Source organism: Streptomyces griseus subsp. griseus (genome assembly GCF_000720255.1).
GTDB classification, from domain to species: Bacteria; Actinomycetota; Actinomycetes; order Streptomycetales; family Streptomycetaceae; genus Streptomyces; species Streptomyces griseus_I.
Genome location: NZ_JOJE01000082.1, coordinates 1 through 11214 on the forward strand (window position 1 = coordinate 1; position 11214 = coordinate 11214).

The window sequence follows — 11214 nt, forward strand, 5'->3', positions numbered from 1 at the left end:
CGAGCGCTGTGTGGACGGGATCACCGCCAACACCGAGGCGCTGCGCGCGAGCGTGGAGAACTCCATCGGCCTGGTCACCGCCCTCAACCCGCACATCGGCTACACGGCCGCCACCGACATCGCCAAGGAGGCCCTCGTCACCGGCCGCGGCGTGGCCGAACTCGTCCTGGAAAAGGGCCTGTTGCCCGCCGAGACCCTTGCCGCCCTGCTGCGGCCCGAAGCGGTCGCAGGAGCCGGCCAGGCCCTGGCCTGAGGTGCGCACCGATCGATGACCACAGCGGTCACCAGTCCGCGTCGTTCCCTTGGCCCAATACTGGTGGGCCCTGTGGCTGTTCGCTTTCGGCGCCTTGGTCGCGGGCCGGATCGTCGCGCCTCTGTGGCGCAACGCCTATCACAGATTCCGGGTCGCTGAGGTGGCGGCGGAGTCGGACGACGTGGTGTCGGTGCGCGTCACCGGCCGCCACCTCGACAAGTTGCCGGTTCTCGTCGTCGCGGCACGCTACGGCCGTACGTTGCGCCTGACCGCCAAGGCGGTCGGCAGTCGGCGACCAGGGCGCGTACCTCGTCGACCAGCACGGCGTCGTTCTCACTGCGCACCCGGTAGAGCACGACGACATCGTCGGCCGGTTCCTCCTCCAGCAGAGCTCGAACCGGCGTGGTCCCAGGGAGCTCGCCGTTCGAGCCGGACGGTCTCCGTGCCCCGATTCCCGACCTGACCGAACGCGATGTGTACGTCTGCGGCCCGCCCGCGATGACCTCGGCCGTGCTCAGCGCCCTGCGCAGGCTGAAGGTTCCCGACCGGCAAGTGCACGCCGAGCGGTTCGGTCCGGCCTGAGCCCCGCCTTGCGGCGGTTATCCGGCTCGAGACCCAGGCAGCGGGTACAGACACCATGATTGATTTGAATAGCCGTCGAGAACGACGTGGACGTGGGTGATGCACGGCCTCACTCGAGCCGGGAGACGTCCGCAGCGGCAGACAATTCGACAAGGAGAGGGCAATGAGCGTTCTTGATGGGATCCTCGCGGGAGTCCGCGAAGACTTGGCAGAGCGTAAGCGTGCGACGCCGCTGGCGGAGTTGCGCTCCAGGGCAGCGGACGCGGCACCCGCGATCGACCCGCTGCCCGCGTTCCGGGCGCCCGGGGTGTCCGTCATCGCCGAGGTGAAGCGAAGGAGCCCCAGCAAGGGTGCGCTGGCGGACATTCCCGACCCCGCATCGCTCGCCGTGCAGTACGCGGCCGGCGGTGCCGCTGCGATCAGCGTGCTGACCGAACGCAGACGTTTCGGCGGCTCTCTCGCCGATCTGGACGCCGTACGCGCCCGGGTCGATGTGCCCGTTCTGCGCAAGGACTTCATCGTCGACCCCTACCAGCTGTGGGAAGCCCGCGCGCATGGCGCCGATCTTGCGCTTCTCATGGTCGTGTCGCTGGACGACGGCCAACTCGTCGACCTGATGGGACTGTGCGAGGAGTTGGGTCTCACACCGCTCGTGGAGGCGCACACCGCCGACGAAGTGCGGCGCGCCGCTGCGGCGGGAGCCGAGCTCCTCGGCATCAACGCGCGGGACCTGACAACGCTGGACGTGGATCGCAGTGTGTTCGCAGAGCTCGTGACCGCCATCCCGGACGGCACGGTCAAGGTCGCGGAATCGGGAGTGACGGGCCCGAAGGACGTCGCGGAATATCGCGGTTGGGGAGCCGACGTGGTACTGGTCGGCGAGGCACTGGTCCGCTCGGGGGACCCGAGCACCGCCGTGCGCGAGTTCATCGAGGCGGCCGGGCACCGGGCGCGACGGTCCTGACCTGTCTCTCGACCTGCCGGCTCACGGAGCCTGTTCTGGCTGACCCGGCCCGGCACACTCGCCTGAGCCGGCTGACGGCCCGGACGGTCGCTGAGGCTTCGGCGGCCCCGTCGCAGTGACTTCGCGCCCGCGACGGGGCCACGTGCCCTCGGTCATACGGAGTCGACGTCGGTCGTGGCGAGCTTGGCATAGACGTCGGGCCGGTTGCGTCGAATCCGCACAGCAAGGGCCGCGCCGGTCGCGAAGATGACCGGAGTGAGCGCGACCAGCGCCCAGTTGACGGCGGGTGCGGCACCGGTGAAGAGATTGAGGCGTGTGCAGACCAGACCGGTGATCACGGCCAGGAGGAGCGCGGCGGCCACCGGTGCGGCGACCGTACGCAGGCGTCCCGCCGCGTCAGCGCCGCGGTTGCGGCGGAAGAAGACGGCCACGGCGCAGGCCGCGAGCGTCTGCAGCGCCAGGATGCCGACCACTCCGGGCGTGTTCACCCACAGCAGGAACTGGTTGTAGGGGTGCGCGCCGATCACGGCGAACACGGCGGTGACGACGGCCGCGAGTACGGTCTGCGCGATGCCGGAGACCCAGGGCGAGCCGTGCCGGGGGTGGATGCGGCCCAGGGCGGCGGGGGCGGCGCCTTCGGAGGACAGTGCGTAGCCGTAGCGGGTGATGGCGTTGTGGAAGGCGAGCAGGGAGGCCAGGAGGCTGCTGACGATCAGCACGCGCTGGAGGTCGGTGGCCCAGCCGCCCACGTAGCGGGTCATGGCCGTGAAGAACATCTCGGCGGGGTTCTGTGCCGCGGTCCCGACGGCCTTGTCGTCGCCGAAGGCCTGGACGATGACCCAGACGACGAACGTGTAGAAGAGGCCGAGGAAGCCGACGGCCAAGTAAGTGGCGCGGGGGACGGTGCGGTTGGGGTCGCGGGCCTCCTCGCGGTAGAGGGCGGTGGCCTCGAAGCCGATGAAGGCGGCGATGGCGAGGCCCAGCGGTGCGCTCATCTGCGAGGTGAAGACATGGGAGGGGGCGAAGGAGGCCAGGCTCAGGCCGTGCGCGCCGCCCTTGACGAGGATCGCTCCGGCGAGCAGGGCCAGGACGGCGGTCTCCGCGATCAGCAGGGCGCCGAGTACCTTGGCGCCGACGTGGATGGACCGGAACCCGAGGAACCACACCACGGCGATCCCGGCGAAGGCGTAGACCGGCCAGGGCAGGTCGACGCCCAGGAGGTCGTTCGCGGTGCCGGCGGCGAAGAAGCCGAAGGCCCCGTAGGTGCCGATCTGCAGGGCGTTGTAGGAGAACACCGCGAGCAGCGCGGCCCCCAGTCCGGCTGGGCGGCCCAGGCCTCGGGAGATGTACGAGTAGAAGGCGCCCGCGTTGCGGACATGAGGCGTCATGGCGGTGAAACCGACCGCGAACAGGCACAGTACGACGCCGACCACCAGGTAGGCGACCGGGGCGCCGATACCGCCGAAGAGGATCGCGAGCGGGGCGATGCCGGCCATGACGGTGAGCGGGGCGGCGGCCGCCACCACGAAGAAGACGATGTCGGTGACGCCGAGCGAGGCACGTTGCAGACGGCCGGTCGGGTCCCCTGCGGTGGCCGCCGGGGGCTGTTGGGGAGGGGTGGAAGTGTGAGGCTCGGTCATGGTGGTCTCCGCGTGATGGTGATGCGTGAGGTCGACGGGGAGGGGGCTGTCCCTGGCACGCGGGCCCGGCGATGACGGACGCGGTGAGGCTATAGCTCTCCGGCCGGCACGGGGGCGGGGGTGCCGGAGCCGTGCGTGCGCCGGCCGGCGAGCCAGGTGCCCAGGACGGGCAGGTGCGCGAGGTCGCGGGGAGCGGTCTCGACCGGATCGGCGGCGAGATGTACCAGGTCGGCGCGCATTCCGGGGCGCAGGACGCCCCATTCCTTCTCCTCGGACGCCTGGTAGGCGCATCCGGCGGAGTAGGCGGCCAGGGCGGTCGCGGTGTCGATCCGCTCCTGGGGAAGCCAGCCGCCCTCGGGGACTCCCTCGGGCGTCTGACGGGTCACGGCGGTGGCGACGCCCCGCAGCGGTTCGTGATCGGTGACCGGCCAGTCGCTGCCGAACGCGATGCGGGCGCCGGAGGCGAGCAGGGCCGCGATCTGGTACTGGCGGCCACCGCGTTCCGGGCCGATCTTCGGCAGGATGAGGTCGGTCATCAGCCGGTCGGGCTGGGCCCACAGCGGCTGAAGATTGGCAATCACCCCGAGGTCGGCGAAGCGGGGCAGGTCGGCGGGGTCGATCAGCTGGGCGTGGGCGATGACCGGACGGCGGTCGCGGGGGCCGTTGGCGTGGGCCGCGGCTTCGATCGCGTCGAGGGCGACCCGGACACCGCCGTCGCCGAGCGCGTGGATGTGCGGCTGGAATCCGAGGGCGTCGATCGCGGTGACGGCCTCCGCCAGTTCTGTCGGTGTCCAGTTGGCGATGCCGTGGGAGTGCGGGCAGTCGGTGTAGGGCTCCAGGAGGGCGGCCGTGCCGGACTCGATGACCCCGTCCGCGAAGAACTTCACGGTGTGCGCGGTGAGCAGCCCGGGGGCGGCGCCCTCCACACGCTCACGCTCGGCGGCGAGCCGGGGGAGCTGCTCGCGCCATTGTTCAGGCCCCAGGAAGAAGCCGAGGTCGGCCCGGACCGGCAGTCCCGGGGCGCTGGTGGCCGCGGTGATCCAGACGTCGGCGTGGTGCGGTTCCACCCAGGCGTCCTGCATCCAGGTCACACCGGAGGCGGCGAACCGGGCGGCGGTCTCGCGTCCACCTGGGTTTCGTGGGACGGCCGGGGGACGAGGTCGAGGACCGGCAGAACGGCGCCGAACTCGCGCAGGGTGCCCAGTGGTTCGGTGGAGCCGTGCCTGCGTACGATCTCCCCGCCGTCCGGGTCGGACGTGGCGGCCGTGAACCCGGCCCGGCGCAGCGCCTCGCTGTTCACCCACGCGGTGTGGTGGTCCATCGTGCGCAGCACCACGGGCCGGTCGGGGACGGCCGCGTCCAGCCGGCGGGCGTCGAACCGGCCATCAGGGGCGAGCCAGGCGTCGAAACCGTCGGGGAGACGGTCGTGATCGTCGATCCGGGCATGGTCGCGGACCGCCGACTCATCCTGGATCCGCTCACGCACCACGGGCTGAGCCCCGAAGACGTCACCGATGTGATCTTCAGCCACCACCACCCGGACCACACGCTGAACGCGGCCCTGTTTCCCGAGGCCCGCTTCCACGACCACATGGCCATCTACCAGGACGACATCTGGGAGGACCGCGATGCCGACGGGTACCGGCTCTCCCCGTCGATCACGCTGATGACGACGCCCGGCCACACCGCGGAGGACGTCAGCACTCTGGTCACGGCCGACGAGGGGCTGGTGGTCCTGACCCATCTGTGGTGGACCGCCGAGGGACCGGCCGACGATCCCTTCGCGCCCGACCGTGAGCAGTTGCGGGCGGCCAGGGAGAAGGTCTTGAGCCTCGGTCCGGCGCTGATCGTGCCGGGACACGGGGCACCCTTCGTGCCGTCCGCGTCGACCCCGGTCTAGCCGGCCTGCCGTCGTCGCCCTGCCATCGAGCTACGGCCGACACCGTCCCGCCCTCTCCTCTCCCATGGGAAGCGACGACCTGGCCCAGATCGATGTGAGCCTCGCGGCCAGGTTCGTCTGCCAGTTCCGGCGTGCCCGCGGTCTGCTGGTGGAGGACCCCGACCTGCATCGGGACGCGGCGCAAAGGACGGCACTCCCGTCGTCATCGCGGCGGGGGCTGGTTCAACGCCCGGTGGTATGCGGTCGAGCCGCTTTCCGAAGGGCCGGCTGATCGGGGCGTTCGATGGACAGCCTGGGCAGCCTTCGGGCGAGCGGTGCGGGTAGCCAAGAAGCCCACCTGCCCAGCATCTGCATGCCGGCTGGGACGATGAGGCAGCGGATGACCACGGCGTCGAGACAGGGGACCGTTGAAACCGGGACCGAAGCCGTCGGCGAGCAGGTCGTAGGCCTGGCGTGAGGTGGTGGCCCTGGGTCGTTACCGGAGTCGGCGAAGCCCAGGCGCATGCTCAGTGCAGTTCCCGACAGGGCCAGCAGGGCGATCGCCCCCACCAGCAGTGTCGTGAGCGGGCGGCCCTGCACGAGGCCTGCCATCGCGCGCCAGCGGCTGCCTTCGGCCCTGCCCTTCTCCGCGGCCTCGGCCGCCTGCTTGCCGACATGGCGCTGGATGCGCTGACCGCACAGCGCGAGCAGCGCGGGCAGCAGTACCAGGGAGGCGGCCACGGTGATCAACACGGTGATCGCCACGGCGAGGGCGATGCCGTCGATGATGACGGTACGGTGGCCGCCCGCACCGGGTGCCGGCCGGTCGCGGCCAGGAACGTCCGCCGGGCAGGGGCCGTCCCCTCACCCGGCGGTCCTCCTGGCCGCTGTCGCCCGTACGTTGAGTGGTTAACTTCTCAACCGCAAGAACCACTAGCGGTCACACGGCAGTTGGGGTGCGTATGGAGAGCTCTCGTGCCTGGCGGCGCCCCACGCTCGAGGCCGTCGCCGCATGGGCAGGCGTGTCCACCGCCACGGTGTCGAACGCGCTCAACGGCACCGGACGGCTCTCCGAGGCGACCAGACAGCGGGTGCTCGCCGCGGCACGCGAACTCGGTTACGCCCCCACCAGTACGACCCGTGCCCTGGCCCGCGGCGGCACCGGAGTGCTCGGCCTGACCATGACGACGTACGGCGACCTGCCCGTCCCGTACACCGAGATCCCGTACTACGCACAGCTGACGCTGGGCGCCATGGCAGCGGCCCACGAGCGCGGCTACCTGCTCCTGGTGATGCCGAGTTCGATGTCACCGTGGATGTGGCTCAACACGCCGATGGACGGCGTCATTCACGTCGGACCGCGCGCCGAGGATCCGGTGCGCTCCATCCTGCGGGAACGTGGCATACCGATGATCAGCGAAGGCCGGCCACCCAAGCCGCATCCGTGCGACGCATGGGTGGACGCCGACCACGAAGCGGCCCTGCGCCTGCTGCTCGAGCACCTCGTGCGGTCCGGCGCCCGGCGCATCGGGCTCTCCCTGCCCCTTCACGGCGACGCGTACCCGCACCTGATCGCACACGCCTACCGGTCCTGGTGCGACGAACACCGCATGCCCGCACTCGTGGAGGAGTACGCCTCACTGCCCGACTACTTCACGGCCGAACAGGACGCCGTCAGCCGGCTCCTCCACCACGATCCGCGACCGGACGCCGTCATCGGCGTCTACTCCGACTCCGGTCACAACATCCTCGCCGCCGCCCGGCGGCACGGGCTCCGGGTGCCGCAGGACCTGCTGGTGGCGTGCATCAGCGAGGATCCGGACTACGCGACGACCACCCCACCCCTCACCACCGTCAGCCTCCGCCCGGACCGGGTGGGCGCCGACGCGGTCGACCTGCTGATCGCTGTCATCAACACCCGCAGCGGCGTGGCCCGACGTCGGCTCGTGCAACCGGTGCTGATCCCTCGACGGTCCACACGGCGCGCGGTGCGACGGAGGAACGGCACACCGTGAGGGCGCGTCCCTGAGGGGCGCGCTGCGGAAACGGGACGTAGACCGTGTCGAGGTGCAGCTTCGGGTGCGCCGCTCGTGGACGCGGACGGTGCAGCTGAGGGACCTCACGCTCGCACAGCTCCCACTGCCCATGACCGTCCACGACGTCGTCCAGGGGCCACGAACCGCAAACCGATACCGCCCGATACGCCGGAGCAGTGCCGCCGTACCGGGAACGGTAACGAGCTTGTGATCACGCGCGCGGGTCAGCGCTGCAGCGTGAGGAGACCCGGCCGGTACGGCAGTTGTACGTAGGGGGTGCCCGACGGTGTGTTGGGGGACAGGCCCTGGTAGAGGAACTGAAGGTTGCAGGGGTCGATGGTCATGGTCTGGTCGGGGTTGTTGCGGACCAGGTCACCGTGGCTGATGTCGTTGGTCCAGGTGGCACCGCTGTTGGCCTTGCCGGCGAAGGGGTTGCTCTCGGTGGCGGCCCGCGGGGTCCACGGACCGTTCAAGCTGGAGGCCGTGAACGAGCGGAAGAAGCGCTGCTCATTCGCACCCCGAGCCTCGACGATCATGAGGTACTGGTTCTGGCCCTGGACCTTGTAGGCCTGCGGCGCCTCGAACAGGTTCTTCACCGTGTCGCTCATGACCGTCGTGTACGACGAGCCGAAGCTGCCCGGGAAGTTCCCGATCGGCATGGTCGACTTGTAGATCTCGCCGTTATCACCGGCGAAGAACATGTACATGTTCTGATCGTCGGCGATCAGGGTCGGGTCGATCGCGGTCAGTGGGTTTCCGCCCGGCAGCCCGGGCGGAGATCCCACAAGGTGGTTTGGATCTCGTCGCCCAGCCCTGGAAGCCCCGCGGGTCCAGACAGGGCGGCTCCACTCACGCTGCAGCCGACGTCCTGGACGCCCGGCGAAAGGTGTGTCATCGCCCTGCTCCTGCGGCATCTTGTGGTTCGCGGTCGCGCCTCCGGCATGGCGCACCGAGCCGTGGCAACGGCTGAAGCCCGGACGCCGCGCCGGTGATCCGGGACGGCGTCCGGGCAGGCCAAGAACGCATGCTCAAACTGACAGCGCGCAATCGACGACCGGTGAAGCGGTGATAAGCGCACCATGCGGGTCAGTGCGCCGTCTCGGCCATGTCGCAGGTGTGGCATACCACCCTGCGTGCCGGGATACGGCCGTACGAAGCGCCCATGCCGATCGGGCGGGTGACCTGTACCTGACGTACGCGGGCGTGGTTCTCGCAGGTGGCCAAGCCGCAGCGCGAACACACACCGATGCCGGTGGTGTCGTTGCGCGCCTCCTGGAGGCAGTCGTAGCACCTCATGTCCAACTCCGATTTCAGTAGGGGCCGGGCGTGGCGGCCAACCAGCGCGAACAAACCCACCCAAGCCGCACACACCTACTCAAGGAGCTTGAAAAGTATGGCCCAGTTTAGACTTTGTCAAGTCTAAGACTCTATCGCGATCGTATGGCCAATCGCGATGCGGCGAAGCAGCTTGACCTGACCATCAGTCAGAGTTCGCTGTGCAGAGGAGCGGTGGCGCCGTCCGCGTCCCCGCGCCTCGCGACCCGCGCTCCAGGCCGAGTCACCGTTGAACGTCGGCACGGTGCGGACAGCGCCGCCGGGGTGCAACTCCGGCCCGTCCACCAGGAGCGCTGAGGCCGACGAGTCGCCCGCGGCTTCAGGAACCGTGCCGACCAACGGTTACGTGTGCGCCTCGCCGGCGGCGGTCGACTTTGGCCAACGGTGGGCCGGTAACCGCGAGACTCTGGGCACGGGCACCTCGTTGGCCTCGGAGGCACCCAGAACTCCGCGCAGCCTCTTGATCCGGGTTCGGGAAGATCCGGCTGCCGGCGCTGGTGGAGCGCGGGACGTGCCGTGTTCCAGGCTGCGTTCGCTCACGGGTCGTCACCGAGCAGAAACTCGCCAGCCGTCTGCCGGGAGCCCTGCCGGGCCAGGCATGCCGCTGCCGGCGGACCGGAGCTCTTCCGGATTTCCACGGTGACTCGCCGCCACGGCGACGGGCGTCGACCTGTTGTGACAGGTCAAGAGCGCCGTGGTGCCGCCGGCGCGTTCGGTTCTGGAAGACGCTCCCGCCTCGCCCGGATAAGGGCCGCGCCACGTATCGCCGCGATGACCCGCAGGCAGGTGATGTCCGAGCGGGTGGTGGAACCGTTGATGACGGTGACCTGCCTGGACGGCACCAGCCGCACCGAGCTGTACCGCTTCGCGTCCACCCCGCAGGATGAGGTTTCCTTTTCCGCACGGGAGACGGCGGTCTCGTGTGCGCGCAGGTGGAGGATTGAATCCACGGAGGAATCCACGGAGGACACAAGGCCGCAACGACCCGCCGTTTCCGGAAGAACGGACCCGCCCGCGCAGCTTCCCCCGCAGCCGTGAACGCCCCGTCGCCCCCTGACCCGTCCCACCGTGCCGGTGACCGGCAACCCTCACCCAAGATCCACTACAAGGTCACGGTGCCAGTGCGGGCTCGATCCTCGACTTCGAGGCATTGGTCTACGACGGCACCGTGGCGAGCGGGCTTGGACACTTCACGCAGGCGGCACGGCCTCATGCAGGCCGGGGCGTGGGTTCCCCCGGATCTCCCGTCTGGGCTCGCAGCCCCATGGGGAAATGGGCAGCCAGTTCCTGGCGGAACGCGTCCGTGTCGCCTTCCAGGGCAACCGCGGCCAACCTCTCGTGCTCGACGACCAATTGATGCGGGTCGTCGCTGTACGTGCGGTGATCGACGCTGAGGTGGAGGCGCAGCTTGGTCTCCCAGCCGTGCCAGAGACTCTGCAGGACGCCGTGCTCCGAGAGGTCGTAGAAGAGCCTGTGGAAGCGAAGGTGCGCGTCGATGCTGGCCGGGATGTCGTCCTTCTCCATTGCCCGGCGGAGATCCTCGACGGTTTGCAGCAACCGCGCCCGCTCAGGACCGCGCAGCGCTTCGGCCGAGAGCTCGGCGGCGTACGGTTCGACACGCAGCCGGACCGAGTCGATCTCGGCGACCTCACGAGCGCTCACCTCTACGACGAACGCCCCGCGGTAAGGGATCTTTACGACGAGCCCTTCTTCCTCCAGCTTGGTCAGCGCCTCGCGCAGCGGGGACCGGCTGATCCCGAGATCTGTGGCGATGTGCGCCTCGCGCAGCTGGCCACCAATCACGGCGCCTACATGGTCGGCTACACCCTGCTGCAGGTCGCTGTGAGTTCGGTGACCTGCCCGGTCCCGTGGTGATGAGCGAGGGGAGCGCGGCGGCCCGTGGCTCGGCGCCGACCGTTCGGCCTTCACTCCCGGGCTGCTTCCATGACCCACACCCGCACGGACGCCGTTCGGGCCGGGTGTCGCCGAGGAGGGTGGCGATGTCGGTGATCCGTCCGTGGTCGAGCCGATGCTCGCCGCGCTCGAAGCAGCGGTCCACGTACACCTTGTTCTGCTGAAGGCGCGCAGCCGGGGCTGAGGGTTGTTGACAGCCGATACCAATTTGGTCGACAATCGACCACCAGATGGTCGACAATCGACCGGAGCGGTCCAGGCTGCTCCGCTGAAGCACCAGGAGGACTCATGGGATTCGATGCCAAGCCCAAGTTCGTGACGTTCGACATGAACGGAACGCTGATCAAGTTCAGCATCAACGACACGATGCGTGAGGTCCTGGGTGACCGACTGCCGGCCGAGGTCGCCGATGAGTTCCTGCGGATCTGCAAGGCGTACCGGATCGACGAGTGCACGGGCGCGTACCAGCCGTTCCACCAGGTCGTCGCGCGTTCCATGGAACGCGCGTTGCGCAAGGTCGGTCTCGAGTACCGCGAGGACGAGGCGCGGGCGGTGTACGACCGCATCCCCACCTGGGGCCCGTACCCCGGTGTCACCGAGGCGCTGAACCG

General features: G+C 69.6%; 10 protein-coding genes and 3 pseudogenes. 6 read left to right on the plus strand and 7 right to left on the minus strand.

Annotated features, from left to right (window positions below; all coding sequences use genetic code 11):
* The 3 genes and pseudogenes from aspA to trpC all read left to right on the plus strand — a co-directional run.
* Window positions 1-253, plus strand: a pseudogene (gene aspA / locus IG99_RS42590) (aspartate ammonia-lyase); the annotation flags it as partial.
* A gap of 402 nt (window positions 254-655) precedes the next feature.
* Complete coding sequence (locus tag IG99_RS42595; RefSeq protein ID WP_037684293.1) at window positions 656-835, plus strand: hypothetical protein; 180 nt, start codon at window positions 656-658, stop codon at window positions 833-835.
* A gap of 163 nt (window positions 836-998) precedes the next feature.
* A complete protein-coding gene (gene trpC / locus IG99_RS42600) occupies window positions 999-1799 on the plus strand; it encodes an indole-3-glycerol phosphate synthase TrpC (protein ID WP_037684296.1) in 801 nt (266 codons plus the stop codon).
* 152 nt (window positions 1800-1951) lie between these two features.
* On the opposite strand, the gene IG99_RS42605 is transcribed toward trpC, so the two are convergent.
* The 3 genes from IG99_RS42605 to IG99_RS51570 all read right to left on the minus strand — a co-directional run bounded on the left by IG99_RS42605 (window position 1952) and on the right by IG99_RS51570 (window position 4970).
* Window positions 1952-3439 carry an APC family permease gene (locus tag IG99_RS42605; protein WP_037684298.1) on the minus strand — a complete coding sequence of 496 codons (1488 nt, stop codon included), beginning with the start codon at window positions 3437-3439 and terminating at the stop codon, window positions 1952-1954.
* 89 nt (window positions 3440-3528) lie between these two features.
* The gene (locus IG99_RS42610) at window positions 3529-4521 is read right to left on the minus strand and encodes an amidohydrolase (protein ID WP_158973378.1); all 993 of its coding nucleotides are present in this window, start codon (window positions 4519-4521) and stop codon (window positions 3529-3531) included.
* A 5-nt stretch (window positions 4522-4526) separates the two neighbouring features.
* Entirely contained in the window at window positions 4527-4970 is a 444-nt protein-coding gene (locus IG99_RS51570) for an amidohydrolase family protein (RefSeq protein ID WP_267882615.1), read from the minus strand.
* Here IG99_RS51570 and IG99_RS42615 point away from each other — a divergent pair.
* Complete coding sequence (locus IG99_RS42615; RefSeq protein ID WP_234312166.1) at window positions 4884-5339, plus strand: MBL fold metallo-hydrolase; 456 nt, start codon at window positions 4884-4886, stop codon at window positions 5337-5339. The two genes, IG99_RS51570 and IG99_RS42615, sit on opposite strands and share 87 nt — an antisense overlap.
* A 397-nt stretch (window positions 5340-5736) precedes the next feature.
* Here IG99_RS42615 and IG99_RS42620 read toward each other — a convergent pair.
* Window positions 5737-6104 (minus strand): annotated as a pseudogene (locus IG99_RS42620) (MMPL family transporter); the annotation flags it as partial.
* Window positions 6105-6280: 176 nt separating this feature from the next.
* Here IG99_RS42620 and IG99_RS42625 point away from each other — a divergent pair.
* On the plus strand, window positions 6281-7333 hold the full coding sequence (locus tag IG99_RS42625; protein WP_051866608.1) for a LacI family DNA-binding transcriptional regulator: 1053 nt from the start codon (window positions 6281-6283) through the stop codon (window positions 7331-7333).
* Between the two features lie 245 nt (window positions 7334-7578).
* On the opposite strand, the pseudogene IG99_RS42630 reads toward IG99_RS42625, so the two are convergent.
* The 3 genes and pseudogenes from IG99_RS42630 to IG99_RS42645 form a co-directional block, all read right to left on the minus strand.
* Window positions 7579-8100, minus strand: a pseudogene (locus IG99_RS42630) (non-reducing end alpha-L-arabinofuranosidase family hydrolase); the annotation flags it as partial.
* Between the two features lie 340 nt (window positions 8101-8440).
* Window positions 8441-8650 carry a DUF2180 family protein gene (locus IG99_RS42635; protein ID WP_037684301.1) on the minus strand — a complete coding sequence of 70 codons (210 nt, stop codon included), beginning with the start codon at window positions 8648-8650 and terminating at the stop codon, window positions 8441-8443.
* Between the two features lie 1248 nt (window positions 8651-9898).
* Window positions 9899-10492, minus strand: a complete 594-nt coding sequence (locus IG99_RS42645; RefSeq protein WP_234312167.1) for a GntR family transcriptional regulator — start codon at window positions 10490-10492, stop codon at window positions 9899-9901.
* A 399-nt stretch (window positions 10493-10891) separates the two neighbouring features.
* Here IG99_RS42645 and IG99_RS42650 point away from each other — a divergent pair.
* A partial coding sequence (locus IG99_RS42650; protein WP_037684304.1) for a hydrolase occupies window positions 10892-11214 on the plus strand: 323 nt, incomplete at its 3' end.

What these genes read in the sequence shown, in the direction of transcription:
- trpC (WP_037684296.1), top strand. Translation starts at nt 999, where the DNA reads ATGAGCGTTCTTGATGGGATCCTCGCGGGAGTCCGCGAAGACTTGGCA.
- IG99_RS42605 (WP_037684298.1), bottom strand. Translation starts at nt 3,439, where the DNA reads ATGACCGAGCCTCACACTTCCACCCCTCCCCAACAGCCCCCGGCGGCC.
- IG99_RS42610 (WP_158973378.1), bottom strand. Translation starts at nt 4,521, where the DNA reads ATGCAGGACGCCTGGGTGGAACCGCACCACGCCGACGTCTGGATCACC.
- IG99_RS42615 (WP_234312166.1), top strand. Translation starts at nt 4,884, where the DNA reads ATGGTCGCGGACCGCCGACTCATCCTGGATCCGCTCACGCACCACGGG.
- IG99_RS42625 (WP_051866608.1), top strand. Translation starts at nt 6,281, where the DNA reads ATGGAGAGCTCTCGTGCCTGGCGGCGCCCCACGCTCGAGGCCGTCGCC.
- IG99_RS42635 (WP_037684301.1), bottom strand. Translation starts at nt 8,650, where the DNA reads ATGAGGTGCTACGACTGCCTCCAGGAGGCGCGCAACGACACCACCGGC.